The organism is Mesorhizobium loti R88b, from assembly GCF_013170845.1.
Classification (GTDB): domain Bacteria; phylum Pseudomonadota; class Alphaproteobacteria; order Rhizobiales; family Rhizobiaceae; genus Mesorhizobium; species Mesorhizobium loti_B.
The window spans coordinates 6,656,592-6,674,424 of sequence record NZ_CP033367.1; the positions used below are offsets into that span (position 1 = coordinate 6,656,592).

9 protein-coding genes are annotated in these 17,833 nt (G+C 58.5%); 1 reads left to right on the plus strand and 8 read right to left on the minus strand.

Features of this window, described 5'->3' with window-relative positions:
- Positions 1–3 precede the first annotated feature (3 nt).
- The 8 genes from EB235_RS32235 to EB235_RS32270 form a co-directional block, all read right to left on the minus strand.
- Positions 4–807, minus strand: a complete 804-nt coding sequence (locus EB235_RS32235; RefSeq protein WP_152536313.1) for a YkgJ family cysteine cluster protein — start codon at positions 805–807, stop codon at positions 4–6.
- A gap of 68 nt (positions 808–875) precedes the next feature.
- The gene (locus EB235_RS32240; protein WP_051429772.1) at positions 876–3,419 is read right to left on the minus strand and encodes a S8 family peptidase; all 2,544 of its coding nucleotides are present in this window, start codon (positions 3,417–3,419) and stop codon (positions 876–878) included.
- Between the two features lie 5 nt (positions 3,420–3,424).
- Positions 3,425–4,642: an AAA family ATPase gene (locus EB235_RS32245; protein ID WP_027033398.1), complete on the minus strand. Its 1,218-nt coding sequence runs from the start codon at positions 4,640–4,642 to the stop codon at positions 3,425–3,427.
- Between the two features lie 402 nt (positions 4,643–5,044).
- Entirely contained in the window at positions 5,045–5,536 is a 492-nt protein-coding gene (locus EB235_RS32250; RefSeq protein ID WP_027033397.1) for a hypothetical protein, read from the minus strand.
- Positions 5,537–5,576: 40 nt separating this feature from the next.
- The gene (locus EB235_RS32255) at positions 5,577–7,589 is read right to left on the minus strand and encodes an AAA family ATPase (RefSeq protein WP_027033396.1); all 2,013 of its coding nucleotides are present in this window, start codon (positions 7,587–7,589) and stop codon (positions 5,577–5,579) included.
- Positions 7,590–8,032: 443 nt separating this feature from the next.
- Positions 8,033–10,510, minus strand: coding sequence for a hypothetical protein (locus EB235_RS32260; RefSeq protein ID WP_027033395.1), 2,478 nt, complete (start codon positions 10,508–10,510; stop codon positions 8,033–8,035).
- Positions 10,510–11,997 (minus strand): hypothetical protein, encoded by a 1,488-nt coding sequence (locus EB235_RS32265; protein ID WP_027033394.1) that lies wholly within the window; start codon positions 11,995–11,997, stop codon positions 10,510–10,512. The genes EB235_RS32260 and EB235_RS32265 overlap by 1 nt, the downstream gene beginning before the upstream one ends.
- Positions 11,998–12,106: 109 nt before the next feature.
- Positions 12,107–12,880: a hypothetical protein gene (locus EB235_RS32270; protein WP_027033393.1), complete on the minus strand. Its 774-nt coding sequence runs from the start codon at positions 12,878–12,880 to the stop codon at positions 12,107–12,109.
- 96 nt (positions 12,881–12,976) lie between these two features.
- Here EB235_RS32270 and EB235_RS32275 point away from each other — a divergent pair, with 96 nt between their 5' ends.
- A complete protein-coding gene (locus tag EB235_RS32275) occupies positions 12,977–17,632 on the plus strand; it encodes a hypothetical protein (RefSeq protein ID WP_032925927.1) in 4,656 nt (1,551 codons plus the stop codon).
- The last annotated feature ends 201 nt before the right edge of the window (positions 17,633–17,833 follow it).

The following is a 17,833-nucleotide window of genomic DNA, read 5'->3' on the forward strand; positions in this document are numbered from 1 at the left end:
CCGTCAAGGTGGTGGGCGTTCGACCTCAAAGCCCCAGTCGAGCCGCGACGTTCTCCACGAGCTGAGCATTTGACGGTGCACCGTCTCGCTGCGCGTGGAAAACCGAAAATGGATCCCCCCATCCAACCAAACAGAGAGGGATGCATCAAAGTCCCGCAAAGCTACAAGCAACGAGCCGCACATCTCTGCGAGTTCTGTGTTCAGTCCACGTTTCACGTGCAAGGCACTGTCGATGCCGACCTGCAACGCAGACGAAATCAACTTCGGATGGACGAGAAATGCGACGTCGCCGGCGCCACCGGCCAAGGCCTGTTCACACCTTTCCCTCGAATTCGAAAACAGCGCACGGCAGACGGCCGGCCGGCGATCATAGACGGAACACTGATTGTCCACGAGAAGCGGACAGGTAGCGTGGCTCCCATATCTCGCATCAGGGTTCAACGGAAGTTTCGATATTTCGGACAAGCGACGCTCGATGCTTGCCAGTTCATCATCTGTGCGCGTCGAGAGCAGCAGTTGCGCAAGGATGAATATCTCGAACGGACTGCAGAGCACCATCTGGTGGCAGCACGCGGAACAACCAGCTCGGAAGGCGACGACACCCTGGGGATTGTTTCGAGCCACCAAATCGAGAGAAGCATTCCGCCCCGCATATGAAGCGATCAGCGCGTCGACAATATTATCTGGATAAACATCGAACGCCCGGCACGTGTTCTGATAAGCTTGCCTCAGAACTTTTTCGCCCTGCTCAGCGTCCATCGTCGAGGCGAGAGCTGCATTCTGCTTTCTTCTTTTGGCTTCGCCCACGAGCCCCACCCTTCGAGTTCGGCGACTTCTGCGCCAGACCTACCAGACACACAATGCGAAGCCGAGCGCTATCCTCGCGTCCGGAGTCGTTGTGCGACCGTGATGTCGGCGAGCCTTAGGCCGCGACGCAATATCTCGGCACGAACCTCCTCGTACACTGGAGCAGTGCCGCGTGGATCCGCGATGGTCATCAGAACCGCGAAGCGCACTCCTTCCTCGGGGTACAGAGCTCCGGCGCGTGTTAAGCCCTTCAGTGACAGCTTCCACTCGCTTGTCGTCCCACAACCCTTCGGGATGTTCTTTTCATAGCGCTTTATCGGCGTCCACTTGAGCCCATTTTCCAGAAGATAGCGCTCAGTGTAGTCGAGATGCTGTGGCAGCTGGCTGTCGCATGCGTTCAGCCGCTGTTGCGGATCGGGAACCAGTTCGCCATCTTCGTTCTCCTTTTCCTCGAGCTGGTGGAGACCAACGCCAAGCTGGACCCGTTGGCATTCGGCGTCGAACGCCGCATCGATGGGAGGCGTGTGAGCCAGTGTTACGTCGATCCGGCCACGGCATTTTCCTTCCGTCGTTACCAACGAACGCGGCCACGTGAAGATAAAAGACAGTTCGCGCCGTGGCGGCAATATGTCTGCAAATACCAGAGTTATACTGTTCAGATCATCCGACAAGCATGCATCGGCGTGGCGTGGCACGCCAAACCCGACAAAATCTCGCGCGACCGTACGCAAGGGCTTCGCACATAGTATATGCGGCTTTTCGGCCTTGTGGACGCTCAGCGCGAGAAGCGTTTCTCGTGGAGCCTGACCTTCCAGCCGGTGGTCAAGCGCGGCTAGGGAACCCGTGACGAGCGGGGTCGCATAGCTTGTACCAGAACCTTCGACCAACTGGCCGTCAACGCCGATGGAATGAAGACCGCAAGAACTTCCAGCTCGCGGTGAAACCCCGCCAATATGAGCAAGTTCTGGCTTACGCGCGCCGCCAGGACCGGGTCCACGACGGGTATAGGTCGTTGGAACGTCAGCCACCGCACCCAATACGCTCGGAGCGTTGATCGCTCCAACCGTGATGCCGAAAAGATGCTCACCAGGCGCCGTAATACGCTCCTCCGCGATTGCGCGGGTGGCCAACATTTCGAGCGCATCTTCGGCCGTGGCCGACCATTCAGGCCGGGCATCGCGACCGCGGAGATTCCCAGCCGAAACCAAAAAGATCACGTCGTGCGTTAGCGCTATACGATCGAGGTTGGCGGCGAAGCTACTGTACCCCAACCCTTGGCGCACGCCCGGAGCACCGAGGCTCATGTTGAATACACGCACGCCCTCCGCCTTCGCGACTTCGATCTGGGTTTCGAGTTGGTCAAAAAATTCGTCAGGGGTTTGGTAATATTGACCAAGGAGACCGCGGCGCGGCAAGACGTCAATATCAAAAAAGCGGCACGGCGTTGGCTCCAGACGGTTCGCGATCGTTGGGTTCAGCCCACCGCCACCCGCGAGCAGCCCTGCTATGAACGACCCATGCGCCTCATCGCGATCCGCCGGCGAGATCAGACCCGCCGTTCCTGCTCGCCAAGGTTCGAGTTGGGAGATCGCAGCAACGCCCGCGTCGATGACACCAACCACAGGATAGCTTTGATTTGCAACCGGTGGCTGGACTAAGGCTTCGGCTCCGAGCCCAATCGAACTGGCCGATCCCGACTCGAGACGTAGTGGAAGTTCAACACGGCGAACCAGCGGTTCTCGAGCCAAGAGGTCAAGCAGGGCTTGATGACGGGCCAGTGACCTGTCAGGTGCGCGCGGGCCAAGGTCGGGTACGCCCTCCGTTTGCTCTGCATCCACATCCGGGACGAGCGGCAAGCTGATAGCGCGCCGGCCATCACTCCGTAGATCGATGCTGAGCGTTAAGGCGGAGGCGGTCGCTTTCGTGGTGCGCGAACTGAAGGGTACGGCAATCAAGCCACCAAGTTCGTTAAGGCGGCCGCGAAATCGAGCAATCATCGCCTCCACCGCCTGAGGGGTCACTCTGGGATCAGGCCTGAACATTTCGACCACGTAGCCGCCGATGATCGTTTCTTGCTCGAGCCACATGACCGCATCTCGAGCGGAGAACCCTAGCCTGTCTGCTGGGGTCGGCAGGCGTATTTCGTCGATGGCGCCGACTTCGCTTCGATATGCCGAAACCCGTTCCTCCATCCTGCCAGTTTCCGGGTTCTCCCTCAGGCGCGGCTGCACTTCAGCTCGCTGCTCAATCAGCTCACTTAGCCGGTCCAACGCATCGGGGGTTGTCTGGAAATACATTTGACCAATCGCGGCTCCACCCACGAGCGCGAAACGGTTCGGCGTGGTGAACAACGCACCAAGAGGCCGATAGCTTTTCGCCAACCCTTCCTCACGCATTTGAACCAAGACGAAACCCGCCGGATCAGCCTCTGTCCTTAGAGCCGAACTCGCTTGCAACAGCTGTTGGCGCAAGCGCGCCTTGTGCCGTTGAAAGCCCGAGTTGTTGCCGGCGAAAAAGTCGCGATTGGGACCGCGTGTTCCCGTTGCCTGAATTTGTATCAGCCGCTGCGTGTCAAGGAATACTTGGATTGGTCGTGCAAGGGGCTCAGCCATCGCGATCACGCCTCCAATGGATTGGCGGTGTCGCGGCGGCGACGAGAAACTGTGCTTTGCGAGACGCCTACCAATAGCCCTGCCTCTCTTTGCGTCAGGCCGCCATTATCAACCAGTGCAGCTGCAAGCTCTTCATTGCTACCCAACAGCAAAGCGCGCTGTTCAACACTGAACAGCTGACCGCTCAATGTTGCCTGGCGCCGTAGCCCGCCTAGAAGCCCCCTGCGCCGCGAGCCAGATGCGCCGCTAGCCTCCTTCATCACAAGAAACCGCTTTCCACCGCTGATAAGTGTTTCAATATCGGCTCCACTCATTCCTTCGGTCATCCAGACGAGCATCTTCATCTCTGCCTCACCCGGAGTGAGCGGCGGCAGAAACCGTGCTAGCAGGTTCTTTCGAGCATCGGCATCCGGCAAGGGAATCTCAATCCGGCCATCAAATCTCCTCCACACCGCTGGATCGAGAAGATGCTCGTGATTTGTCGCGGCAAGGGTAAAACCGCGCCGGCCGCGAGCGTCGAGGCACTGCAGGAGCGCGTTTACCACTCGCTTGATCTCACCAACCTCCTGGGCATCATCCCGGGCCTTCGCGATGGCATCGAACTCATCGAGAAATAGGACGCAACGATAGCGGTCGGCAAAGTCGAAAAGCGCGCCGATGTTTCTGGCGGTGGTTCCCAGAAAAGAAGACACCAGACCGTCGAGTCGAGCCTCAACGATCGGCAGACCCAGTTTGGCGCCAATGTATCGCGCGAGCATGGTTTTGCCGACACCGGGTTTGCCGTACAGCAAACAGCGCATATTAGGCTGTACGCCTAGAGCAGCGAGTTCCTCCGTGTGAGCCCACTCGCCAATGAGACCATCGAGGGCGTCCGCGAGAACCGGCGACAACACGGGTTCCGCGCCCACATTGTCCTCGGGAAAAACTACCCGAACAAGCGGCGTCGCAGTCTCGCGATCGTTCGGTAACGGTGTGTTTCGGCCTAGTTTCTCACCCGGAATGACTGGCGGTGACGATCCGCTGACGCGCATCTGTTCTAACGACATTGGCGCCACCGAGTGTCTGCGATCGTCGCGATTGAGAAGTCGCGCCAGCTTCTCGGCCTGATCGGGCTTCGCTTTGCTGACTGCCTCCCGAAGGCGCTTTACCTGATGGGTTGCCCGCTCGCTGTCGCCACTCAGGGCAATTCTTGCAATGGCGAGAACGATGTCGAAATGTTCCATAGCGCAGCCTCGACTCTGGAGTATCCAAGGCTTTAATATGCACTATTTCATCAAATTATGCAATATGTTCTATTTTTCATTCCTGACATCCAACTCTTTATGCATCGCGGTCTCCTTCGCAAGAGTCCGGCTCGCGATAGCGTCCTCCTAGGGGTCGGAACAAGAACTGCTCAAAATCGTACGCTAAGGTCGAACGGATGATGAACATCATGTGACACGCTTTAGCGCCACCGGGAGGCGCAGTGTCCTAAAGCCTTCCGGGAGATGCTGCTTGCTGTCCCGCGCTGGTGTCACATACTGAATAACTGTCAAACGGCAATCTGGCCGTTGAATCAACAGTATACGAAGGCGCAGAGTAGTCGGCGACCGTTCAATGTGCGTTACGACTAGCTCCCCGCACCTCTATGCACCGCCGCGGCGCACAGCAGCATCGATGGATCGTTGGTATTTCTCCGCCATCTGCTTGGCCTCAGCGATAGCCGTCGGATACACTTGGTTAAACCGGTCAAACTCGGATTTGTGGGCGAGAACTACCTCCAGGATTGCCTCATCGTCCCCAGAGAAATCGGGCATCTGGCGCACAGGCTTGTCGCCGACACCTTCCTGGAAATGAGAGAGTAACAGGCCATAACGGAGCAAAGCATCCCGACGCTCGGCATCGCCTTCAAGAGCCAACGCAAGCGTGAAGGCGTTGACGAGCGCTTGCTTAGGCCCCGGCAGGACCTTCACATCCCTAATTTCGCCAACCATGGTATCGGCACCAAGGTAGTCGACGAAGGCGGCAACGGCCCTCTCAGCAACCGCTGCCAATTCCAGATCCGCGGTGCTGAAAGCTATTGGTGCCGACTGCGCCTTTGCGGGTTCCGTCTGCTTTGTTACAAATGGCCAGATCATACGCTAGGATGCTCCTAAAGGCCGGCAGGGCCGGAAGCTTCTATTTCAATGCTGAATTGACGGCTCCGATCAGTTTGATCCAGGCGTCACGCTCGGCCTGGCTAAGATCCTGGGCGGTATGGTCACGGGTCCAGCGAACGTAAGCCTTTGCGAGCTTGTATTTTGAAAAATTGGCGCCGCCCTTTGCTAACAGCAGGTCGACCAAGGGCTTTTCCGGCGTGGCCGCTGCTTCGGCTGTCACGTCGATGCCAAGCTCTTTTGCCGCAAGGGGTATTAGCACGTCGCGCAGCAGGTCTTCGATCTCGGCCTTCGGTCTGGGTGGAACGGTGAAGTCCATCGTCCGGAGAATGCGCTTGGCGCCGAGGCGATGCACCAGCACCTCCTGCTTTGCGGCCTGGTCGCCGGCGTTGTCGGAATCGAGAAGAGCCGCGACCTTCAAATTGTGGGCGATCAGGATCGTCGCGAAATAGACGACCTTGCTCGCGGTGTTGGCCGAGATCAGGGCGATCTTGTCGTTAAGATCCGCGACGCCGCCAACCCGCAACATTTCCGATGTGGCCTCGAGATACCAGAAGTCGGTCAGGCCTTCGAGGATCAGGTTGCGTTGCTGCGCAAACAGGCTCTGCGCAAGATCGTAGCCCAATGCCTCTTGCAGCGGCAGCAGGGCGGCTGGATCCGCCGCTGTGATTGTTGTGTGCACCTTGGTGCCGACCTTCCGGTCCGCCATCTCGACGACCCGTACAAGATCGAGCTCATTCGGGCCGACCAAGAAGGGCGAGTGCGTCGTATAGACTGTTTGGTTGGATTCCGAGAGCATGGAAATCGTGTTGCGGAAATCACGCTGCTTCAGCGCGTGCAGGCTCATGCCCGGCTCGTCAAGCAGCAGAATGGCGTTCGCATGCTTGTCCTCGGTCTCGGAGAAAAAGACCACGAAGAACGAGACCAGCCACTGGAAACCCTCCGATCGCTGATCCAGCTCGATCTCAACGCCCAAGCCATCCTCGACCACGACCTTGAGGTATTGACCGTCGGCGGTGATCCTAAGGCGGCTGGCTTCCGCCCGCTCCGGGTTAGGGTTCCAGACTTTGACTATTTGATCCGTCAGGCGAACACTCGCAGCGTTCAGCTGGTAAGCGCGATTGTCGAGCTGGTCCCGGTACTTCTTCTGGGCGTCCGTGTCCTTGGCGCCTGGTTCGGCCGCCTTACCGAGGTCTGACAGTTCTCGCGCCGTGAAGCCTAGGAGCTTGAGGAGACATTGGTTTCCGTAATCGTACTGGGCGTCGTCGAGCAGGTTTTGCTCGACGCGGGTCGCGAGGTGATCAAGGTGGATCAGCGGGCGCACGCGGAAGTAATTGCTGAACAGGACGAACACCGGCAGCTTCGTTCGGAGCGCCGTCCGGGTGGTCTTTAGCCGATCGGCATATTTGCAGTGGCCAAGCAGCCTGGTGTAGCGATCTTCCTCCTTCTCATCGTCTTCATCGACGAGCGGGTAGTGCTTTTCGAGCCAGTCGATCAGCTTCGTAGCAACCTCACCTTGGATGTAATAGTTTTTGTCCTTGTAGCCCGCCAGAATGCCTTCGAGCTCTTTGCTGGGCTGGGGTTCGCCGTCCTTCTGCCGACTATCGACGTGCGCTGCAAGGCGGGCGAGGTCTTTTTTTAGGTCCTCGATGGTCGGCTTCTCGGGAACACCCTGAAGTTCATGCCCCCATGAGTTGTCCAGGTTTCGCCAGCAGACATAAGTGGCCGAGTGAAACTCGGACTCGATCGCTTTTTTGTCGTCATCTTCGAGTTCGAAATGTGCGACGGCAACTTTGATGTCTTCGGGCTTGAGCCGCTTGGAAGTGATGTCGTTATAGTCGCCGCGGGGGTAATCACGGAGAGCGTCGAAGCCAGGGACACCTGCCGGTGGGTTGATCTGCTGAAGGGCCTTTAGCAGTGCTGACTTGCCGGCCTCATTCGGCCCAACGAGGATTGTCTTGTTGGGCTCCAACTCAATAGAGCCGGAATCCTTCACGCTGCGATAGTTTGTAATTCGCGCTTTCTTTAGTCTCATCAGCCCCTCCCCTGTACGCAGAGGATTGTATACGACGTGCTTTTTTCAAAGAGAATGGCCGCTCGCTCGATAGCCGGTGAATAACGAATTGTATGTTGTGGATCGGTCACCGGCCGGGGAAGTTGGCAATTGACATCCTGCTCCCGCATCTTCGTCCAAAAGGCCCCTATTCCATGCGCGGGCCGAGATTTCGTACCCGCGTAGAATCCTGTTCCAAAATGCCATTTTGCAATTGATGCGACCGCCGCCGGTTACGCTTTGCTGCCGCATGCGGTAACGATGATGTCGCGGTCGTGGAAGGAGTATTCCAGTTCCGGCAGCCCCTCATAAAGGCTCTTGAGGCGGGCGCGTAGAGTTCGGCAGTCCGTTGACGCCGGCGGCCGGGGAAATGACAAAATCGTACAGGCCGGGGCAGACCGCTCCTCGTTCAGGACAGTATGGAATTATCGGAACGAGAGGCTAGCCGGTGTCAGGATTTGCTTGATGGTATGCTTCACGGCCTCGGGAAGCTCGACCGCATCGATAACATCGAGAATCGGAACTGCCCTACTTCCCTGATATCTTGCGTGCCGGGCTTCCCCTAGCAGGAAGAAGCCCGCGTTGCTTTTCCTGTCGAAATCCGTCTCGGCGACGGCGAACTGATTGCCTATCCAAACAATCTCGCCGGAATAGATGCGCGGACGGGTGACTGTTGCGAGCAGTTGATCCGGATCGGTCAGATTTTTCATCAATGCTCGGATGGCGGCGCCACCTTGAACCCAGCTCAGCCAAAAGTCAGGCAGGGCTTCCACGAGGCCCGCAATATGTACCGACAGTCGCTCGAGGCTGTCCATAGCCTCATCATCGCCCAGGGTTAGCCATGGATGGGCCGCAGCGAGACGTGTCGCGGCAAAATTGAACCAGGTCCCTGCCTCTGGCTTGTTGATGAGATCTGCGATCCAGAGCGTCATCGCAGCCGTCAGGTCCGACGACTGCATAAGCGCGGGTGCCTCTGGATGAGCCTCCACGTAGAGATCAAGAAGCGGGCGGCTTCCGTTTCCGAAGAATAACGCATGAAATAGTCTTGCACTGGCGCTGTCGACTCTCGCCTTGTCCATGCCTTCGCGCCGTCTCGCGATACCCAAAAGCAGAGCAACTGTACGGATGTCGGCAGCAAGGCGTGGCGGAGGCCTGCTTTCGAGGAATGCCATCGACGACATGGATGACACAGCTCTATCGATCAGCCGCGCGAGTTTCTCGACTTGCGTTGGTTCGAGCGGCTTGGCAGGTGCCCGTGGTTCTTTCGGCTCCGGCGGGTTCCCGTCCGGATTGTCGGTTGAATTGTCTGATGGATCTCCGTTGCGCGGGCCGACCCCGCCGAGTCTGAAATAGTCATTCATCAGACTCCATTCGTCGGTCGTGAGGTATCCCCCACCCGAAACCGGCGCATAGCTGCGCCGGCCAAACCCAGTCGAGAACACGTCTTCAAGATTGTAGTCTATCGCCGAAGCGCCCTTCGCGCCTCGCGTGCCGGCCCAAGGTACCGGGCTCTTGTAGTGCTCGACGACAAGCGTAAAGATGTCGATGAGGCCTTCGGAGCTGATCGTTCCCTCGTTTCCGGCAAGCCTCGTTTGAACGTCGAACTCTGGCCGACCAACACGGAGTTCAGCCTCGTGGTCGATCCACATCGGAGCGCTGCGGACCGCGCCAGCAGGCGTGTCGATTTCGACCCAAAGGCGGGTTCCGGGACCGGGAACAGACACACGAAAAGAGCCGGTCTCGTCAGCGACTGCAATTAGTGAACCTGTATGCAAAACAACCCTGATGTCGGACGGGGTATCGCCGCCGGCGAAGGCACAGCGCACGACCAACGAACCTGCGTCGAAGCTGGCTGAAAGCACTCGCACCGGAGGATTTTCGATTTCGTCCCAATCTGCATTAGGCGCGGTTTCTGGTAAGTCGGGAGGACTATCCGATATTTGGATGCCCGAAAGAAGCTCTTCGTATTCTGCGTTAGAAAGATGGGAAATCGCCATTAGCTCGGCGTTGCCGTTATCACTACGCAGCAATGCGGCGCGCGAGCAATTGGCGCTCCCGGCTAGTATCACCACGTGATCGGTGTAACGCGCCGCGTAAAGCTTGGCGTGAATCGTTTGCCGTTCCCCGGCGCCCGGCGCAATCCCAACAATACGTGCAGACGAGGGCAGTTTGGCCCCCGCCTTTGAAGAGAGCCCCTCCTTACCATGCTGGATTAGCACGCGCATGGGGACGCCGAGACGGGCTGCAAGTTCGTTCACCGCCGCCCCCTCGGGGTCGAAATAAGGGGCCATCATGTCGAACGAGGCTGGGGGTTCCTGGAACTGGGAAAGCATTCGATCCATGAGCGGAGTGTCCGCAGGTAGCTCGACCAGGCGATCGGGCTCAGGCAGGTCGGCTGCCCATGCTTCTGAGCGGAACGGGTCGAGGACTGTCGCACGCACGGCGTCGCTCGCCCCAGCCATGCCACAGACCTTTTCGAGGTAGTCACGGAAAGCGGCGATTGCCGGTCCGCCTTCACCTGGAAAGTTGAAATAGGTCCAGATCTCGCGATTGCTGCTCCATCCCCCATGGCCAAGGTTGCCGCTTCCGATAGCAAGTCGGGTGCCTTCCTCGCCTGCGAGGAAGATTGCTTTGGGATGGAAGCGCCGCCCGACTCCAAGATCGATCGGGACTACACGGTATGACCGACCAACGCGGTCAGCGATCACGCTTTGCCGATTAAAAGATGCGGCGGCACAGCCTGCATCGGCGAACACCGTGAGCCGCGGTGCGCCGCTCTTGCGCAACTGGTTCACCAGGATGGCTTGCGCAAACATGAAGTCGATGTTGTGGGTTAGGACCACGGCCGTCGTGGCGCGCTTACTCGCATCGACCAAGCGCTGGAGAACGTTGACCTCACCCATCAGCCGACCACATCTGCGGCGATCACGCCACCAGAGCCAATGTTGAGCATCCCTATGTCGCCAAGGATACGCATCGTATTCTGCAGACGGCTGCCAGAATAGTTGGGGCTGAAGTCAATATCCGTGGGAACGAGAACTGGACCTTCAGGATAGAAGCGCAGCGAACAGTCCTGATGGTTACCCATCTTTCGCATCGTATTGGCGATATGGCGCTGCGCGACGCACTCATCGCAGATAGCGCGGAGCACCGCCCCGAGTGTGCCAGTTCCGGCTGCCACCAGCTGGATCGCTCGTGCAGAGGGCGCCGACGCCCCGCTGCTTGCGCCTGGAACGACGCCGATGGATTGTGCGTCCCGCGCCTGCGTCACCAGAATTTCGAAGGCGCGGATTGCCTGGATGTGTGGTTCGAGATGAAAGTCGGCGGGACGCAACAGGCCGCCGCTAAACGCTCCAGGCTGCACAGTAAGTGCCGCGACGTCGACCGGTGAATTCCAGTGATCTGTGAGCGGCTCAGAAGCAACAGCGTGTGAGGACCAGATGGCGATCAACTGCGCGACCGACATGCTGCCGTCGTCCAGGAGCGTTCTCGTCATAGCCGCGAGGAGCAACTCAAGAGCAAAATGCACACGCCGGTGCCACTCGAAGCTCGCCCACTCAAGTTCTATACCGTCCGCACCCTCGAGTACTGCACGATCATAGTTTCGGGCGATCAGCTCGCTGGCACTGGCTGGCTCGACTTCGAGTTCTCGATGCAGCCATGAACGTGTATCGATCATCCGCTGATAGGCTTGAGCAACCAGCTTTGCCGCTATTGAGCTCCCCGGCACCCATGGCTGTTCAAACGCTTCTCGCAAGAGATCCACCTCGCGGCCAAAATCAGCAATTCTGGCGAGAGAGAAGGCTGAAACCGCTTCGCGCGCCGTGTCGTAGTCGAGGTCGCCGCCGTCGCGTAGCAAATCGACCAATCGAGAGCTTCCGAGCGCCTTGCTACGCTCTTGATACATGGCTGTGCCGCGCGCGGACAGGCCGAATGGCAGGCCACTTGATCCAGGACGAGATTCGACAAAACCGAGCGCGCTGGCAGGCCCGAAATACGTCGCGAGCACTGCGAGGTTCCCGACGTCGGGCATGCGCACGGTCTTGCCAGTGACAAGGGTGGCCATCTCGTCGAGATAGAAGTCCGACCCCATGGTACCTATCCGTGAGGCACCCTCATCGACGAACGTCGCTGCGAGCACAAGAAACCGAACCCGGTTTAGGTGGACGGCAAGCGCATCTTTGTCATGCCGCACGCGGCCGCCAGCACTCTCGTGAACAAAATATTGGCCGATCGCCCACGGAAGGACCGAAATGTATCGGGCACGAATTGAGATGGTCGTGAGCCCATTGGTCAGCGAGGCCTCGATATTTTGGTCGAGTGCTCGGATGCCTATAACATCGAGGCCCTTAGTCTCGCTGCTGAGACGCGCACCCCAAGCAATATTCATGTTCGATCCCCAATGAGTTCAATAACTGGGCTACGAAAAATCTGCAGCGCGCGCATGAAAGGGCAGTCGAAGCTTGGATAGAACATCTGCATCACAGTCGAACGCGAAATCAAAGCTTGGCTTCGACGTGATCCCGGATTGCCCTTTCGTGTTCGCGTACGAGTTCTTGGAAGCTCTCGAAGGCCGCGTAGAAGCGCATCTGTTCTTGCTCCAGCAGCTTCACAATCTTGGCAAGATCAAGCGGGCAACGTCCACCGAATCCGTAACGAACCCGCCCCGTAGACGCATTGACGGTGCGCGTTACGAACTGAGTCATCCCAACCACGAACCGCGGCGAGAAGCGATGATTGTAGGCGTGGCGGAAGTCCCCGGTGCCATCGCGAAAGGCACGTGCGCCAATGGCATCAAGCGCGCGCTTCAGCCGCTTGTAGCCTTTCCACGATTTGCCATAGCTGTCAGCAACGTGAGGATAGATCTCGCAGTCGAGCGGCAGGTCGTCGCGCCAAGTAGCTGGAAACTTTAGCATGTTCGCCTGGTGACACAGGTGAGCCGCGGCGAACGCAAAGCGCCCCTTCACAACATAGGGAAGGTTCACTGCGGTGGTTGCAAGCTTGTCGATGAATTCGCGGTTGGCCTCCAACTGACTCTGTTGCGTCAGCGGCTCGACAACAGTCGACCAAGCCGTCAGGCTGTGAACGTCGTTAGTAAATCCATTGACTGTATTGGCCAGTTCACGACCGAATTCGTCGAGCATCCACGAATACGCCATCCATTGGGCGTCCAGGGGGTTGGGCAAGCTCGACCAGTTGTAGGGCATATATCGGCCAGTGAATGGCGTAACCTTCAAAGATTGCCGGTATTGTCGATAGAGCACGATCCCCATTAAACAACTTCTACTCGACAGCTTCTAAAACGCCATATCTGTCAACGTCATTTCTGACGGATTGCACTAGTATTTTTCGACGCAGGGATTGGGTCGATGGGTGTTCACGGCTATGACATTTCCATGGTGAACCAACGCGGTAGCGGACCATCCACTGGGCTGACAGAAGGTGTCGGGCCGGCCGCCGGAAAAAAAGATATGAATAAGCTCGTGCCATCAACCGGAGGATTGATCGGCATCAACCTGGATTCAGAAACGGCCGGACGACGGGCGATCGCCGGCTTCCTCCTTCAGATTCTGCGGAGCATCAAGCTTGGTCTGGACATGACCCTGACCCTGTCGCCGCTAGCCGACGGCACACAAATGGTCCTCCACCTTGAGCCAGCTGAGGGCAGCGATCATCAGGTCGTTGGCGGTGCGAGTGACATCGTCGAGCAGGTAAAGATGCGCGCCAGCCGTCGCAAATGGACAAGTGGTGAAATCGCGTCGAAAGTCTTTCCAGATCTGCTCAAGGCCGTGAAACTGGCTGCCGACCAGCAGTTTCGCTTCGTGACAAATAACGCTGAGGGCCTCGCGCCGCTCCAAGCGTATATCGCCTCCCGAGGTAAAAGCTCGGAGCGACAGCATCGCTGGGGCAACGCTCGTCTCACAACCATCGCGTTCGAACAGCGGTTGGCAGAGGCCGCCGGTCTTATCAAAGTCAATGCCGAGCTGCGACACCTGCTCGACCGATTTGAGATCGAGATCATTGCCGCCGACGTTACTCAGGATGCAATCGACAAGGCCCTAACACCACTGCTGAGGAAAGACGAGGTCGCCAGTGACAAGCGTTTCCAGCTGCTTGGGCAGTTAATGACGCTCGCAACCGATGGCGCGAAGCTGACACCTGCGGAACTGCTCACCCTGATTAATCCGCAGGCCCATCGCCTGCTCGCTCATATTCAGTCCTTGCCAGCTCTTCTCGCCCGCCACGTAGACGAGGACGCCCAGTTGATTGGCTACGTGCCTTCTCAACAAGCTCGTCTAGCACTTCCCAAACTGGTCTCCAACTTTGCGATCCTCTCCGGTGAATCCGGACAGGGAAAAACCTGGACACTCGCCCAACTCGCGTTCGACCAGATCGCGCGTGGCGAACTCGCCATTGTGATGCGTTCGCCCACCAAGATTGAAGACGTTGTCAACTGTATCAGCGAACGGATTTGGCAACCGGCGCATCCGGACCGCGGGACGATCGCGGTCGTCGCAAAGGTTCTAGGGGACGCGTTTCGCGACGAAAACGGTAACTGGCTAACCGTCTACATTGACGATGTTCAGGATCGCGAGTTCGCGCAGAGGCTGGCTCGATCGAAGTGGGATGAATACGGCGTCCGCATCGTAGTCTCCGCACAGCCGCGCATCACAAACGTGATCCGGTCGATCCGTGAGGGAGTCCAGATCATCGAAATCGGCAATTTTCGCAGTGCGGATCTACACCGCTTTTTGAGGCACCACGACCTTGCAGAAGCGTTGGAGACGATGCCGGACGACGTCTTCGAGTTGCTCCTGAAGCCGGTCCACGCGAGCATCTTCGTGCAGCTACCAAAACGAGCATCCTGGGCCGGCGTTTCTGAATATGAACTCTTCAGCGCCTACTGGGAGTATGCAAGTCTGCGAGCACGTGAGCAGTCTGATCATCCAACCGACAAATATGCGTTGCGGTCGCTCGCTGCTCGGCTTCTAACCGGAAAGGGCTACTATCCTTGGCGCGTCACTGACCTCCATGCGGTGAACCTCGACGATCACGCGGTACTGAGGCTTGAACAGGTTGGGCTGCTTCGCCGGCCAGTGCCCGATCGCTTCCTGTTTGCTGCAGACCGGATGCTGAACTGGGCGATCGCGGAGTCGTTGGCGGACAATATTCAGGAGGACGAGCTTTCAGCCGAGCAAGCTGAAGCGCTTTTCGCCTCCATCGACGGGCTCCAGACAAAGAAGAAAGAACCGATTGGATCGCGTCTCGGCTATGTCTATTTCGACGCGCTTTGGCTGCTCGCGCGTCAATCTGAGCCCGAATTCGTTGCCGACCTCATCCAGGAACATGTCGCACGGCTTCCTGAGGATACCCACTCAGAAGACCAATGGCGGAACGGCTACGGCAGTCTCGGAGGTGCGATACTATCCGCGCTGGAGGTTCTTACGCTTGGTACGTTTGACGAGCGGGACTTGGGCATTTTACGCAACGTCCCGCACGCCCTCGCGGCCGTTGCGGCATCCGACCCTGGGCCGGTTGGCGACCTGATCGCCCGCCAGGTCGCGTCTCCAAATGAGGTGGCGGTGGACATAGGGCTGCGTGCAGCCTGCTTGGTGCAAGCGCCAGCCGCGCTGACCGCCATTTGGGATGAGCATCTCAAACGCGCTCTCGCCTATGAGCAGGCGAGGTTAGCTTCGGACGTCGACACCCGCTCGCAGGCAATCTTCGCGCAGCAATTGAGCTCGGAGGCGCTTCACGTAGCCATAAGCGCGAACCCAGGTTGGCTAGACCCCAAGCTTGCTACCGAGACCAACGAGATCGCGGTCAGTCAACTGCTCTGGATGCTCAAGGATGAGAAGACAGTCGATAGCGACCTCGCCGCCGAAATTTGGGAGAGGCACCGTGAACGTATCGTGGCGCTTATGCCAACTCCCAGCGCCGCGCTTATCGAAGCGATCGGTCATTTTCAAGAAGCGTCACTCCTTCCGATGCTGGATGCCGCCCCGAGCTCAGGAGAGTGGACGCATGCTCGCGTCTTACGAAGCCGCGCCCGTGTTGCACCGCACGAGGCAATTCGCCAGATCGCGGAAGGCACCGACAGCTACGGATGGGGGGCGGCGAACTGGTGGTTTGACGAACTGGCGGCGGTGGATCCCGATGGTCTTGCGGCCGCAATTCGCGCACGCGCCCACGCCGGTGACGACCCGCTCACGGATACCGTCTTGTACTATGGCTTCAATCCCGAGGCGATGGATGCGCGGACCCTTGATGAGGTGCTCGACGCCTTCGCCGAAAAGCTCCGCGTGTTTAGTGAAAGCAATGCGAACACCGATGCTCATGAAGGGCGCCTGCACCACCCCTTGAATTTCCTGCCGCGCCTTAGCGAGCGCTGGCAGTTTGAAGCCCTGCGCAGGCGCTCAGGTACAAAGCTGGAGAAGGAGCTTGTGCAGTTCGCCGCCGCACGGCGGGGCCGTATCTCGATGACTCGCGATAACACGGGCAATGAGTGTGAGCGTATCCTCGCAATGATCGGTGGGTCCGGTTATGACGATCTGGTCCTTGCTGAACTCAGTCGACCAAACGTCTTTGGTCGCCAGGACGGGTTCATCGCCGCGCGCTGGACAAACGATGACCGGGTCGCGGCGGCGCTCGCAAAGTCGCCCGGTGATCCTGAGAATCAGACCTTTGATCAGGTCGTGCGGATGGAAGCACTGGCCGTGCACTGTTGCGACGAGCAGCTCGAAGCGATGGTTCGTGCCGGCACCCCGATTTACGTCAACGCAGTGGGGATGCGCTGTTCGATCGATCGCGACATGTCGGGCTTGCGTACTCGCATTGCTGATCTGCTAGCATCGGGCGACATCGAGTCACTCGACATAGCGGCTGCTCTCACCGGCTTCCTCGGGGGGGCCGAGGAGGCGCAGCCTCTGGTGGCAATCTATCTGGCGCCAGCGACAAAGCAGCAGACTCGGCACCGGACTCTGGCTTCGTTCCGCGCGCTTCACTTTTACACCCCTGAGCTACTCCCTATCGCTCGAGACATGATTGCGGAACGGATCGACGACGAGGCCCAGTTCGTAGCAACGTATTTGGCCGAGGTCGGCGACGATGGCGCGAGACAGGCCGTGATCGATTGGTTGTCGAGCCAAGACCTCGGTAGCGCTTCCGCGTCGCGAAGGAGGTATCTGACGGCACTCGTCGAACATCCCAGCGGCAAAGCGGCAGTGGTGGAGTACCTTCAACGATCCCGCGCGAATGGTCATCTCGTGGTGGATGGCGGTCAGCTGCGGCTGCTTGCCGAGGCCGGCGACGGCTGGGCCCAAGAACAGTTGGTGCGCGCGAGCTATCGCTATTCTGGTTTCGACCGAGGGAATGTAATCGCGGCGATCGACTATCTGCGGAAAGAAGAACCTGACGAGGCCTACTTCGCTGCACAGCGCCTGCTCAGTCGCCATGCGGTCGCCGTAGCGGGCGACCTCATGCTTGAAATTAATCCCGATCGGGCCGGCCCCGAGTTGATCGAGCGTTATCGGCATGCAAAACCGTCGCTGCGCCTCCAGCTCGAGCGCAGACTGCGTGCGCACTTGGGAGGCAATGTTTTGGCGGCGTTGGTGACGCCTCTCGCGAGCGCCTTGCCGGCGGCCGACCGCAAAACAGCCGCACAGTTAGCGGCTGTGGTTCCCCCTGGCGAAGCTCTGCCCTGGCTTGACCGACTGGCGAGAGACTCGTCGCCCGCTGTGCAGCAAGCCGCCCGAATGGCGCTTCGTCAACGTCGCCTCGAGACGACAGCGATGGCTCACCGTGATCTTCTGCTTTCGTCCCCCAAGCCCCTTCAGTGGGCCAGGCTTTTGACCATACTTGAACTTGTCGATCCTTTCTATCTCTGGGCTCGTGACGATCCCGCAAATCTGAGCGAAGTCTTCGACGCGCTTCCATTCGAATTCCTCCACGAGGGACGCCAACTTGGAAAGAAGCAGCTGAAGCGCCGAGAAGACGCAGCCGCGAAAGCTGACAAGGATCATTGAGATTTCCGGAACTGCGATGACCCAGTTCTGTGTCGCAAGGCCGCAGGGATGGGCTAAGACCACCGGCCGCCTTGAATCAAAAAGGGGCAGACGGCCATTTGGGCAGCCAATTCGAAATTAGAGCCTAGCGCACCCTCGAAGTAGTTGATCCGCAAGGGAATTAGTGCAGTTTTGGCAGATTGATTTGATCCGGCCTAAGAC

Excerpts from the sequence above, each read along its gene's own strand:
- EB235_RS32250 (WP_027033397.1), bottom strand. The coding sequence starts at position 5,536 with ATGATCTGGCCATTTGTAACAAAGCAGACGGAACCCGCAAAGGCGCAG.
- EB235_RS32260 (WP_027033395.1), bottom strand. The coding sequence starts at position 10,510 with ATGGGTGAGGTCAACGTTCTCCAGCGCTTGGTCGATGCGAGTAAGCGC.
- EB235_RS32265 (WP_027033394.1), bottom strand. The coding sequence starts at position 11,997 with ATGAATATTGCTTGGGGTGCGCGTCTCAGCAGCGAGACTAAGGGCCTC.
- EB235_RS32255 (WP_027033396.1), bottom strand. The coding sequence starts at position 7,589 with ATGAGACTAAAGAAAGCGCGAATTACAAACTATCGCAGCGTGAAGGAT.
- EB235_RS32275 (WP_032925927.1), top strand. The coding sequence starts at position 12,977 with ATGGGTGTTCACGGCTATGACATTTCCATGGTGAACCAACGCGGTAGC.
- EB235_RS32245 (WP_027033398.1), bottom strand. The coding sequence starts at position 4,642 with ATGGAACATTTCGACATCGTTCTCGCCATTGCAAGAATTGCCCTGAGT.
- EB235_RS32240 (WP_051429772.1), bottom strand. The coding sequence starts at position 3,419 with ATGGCTGAGCCCCTTGCACGACCAATCCAAGTATTCCTTGACACGCAG.
- EB235_RS32270 (WP_027033393.1), bottom strand. The coding sequence starts at position 12,880 with ATGGGGATCGTGCTCTATCGACAATACCGGCAATCTTTGAAGGTTACG.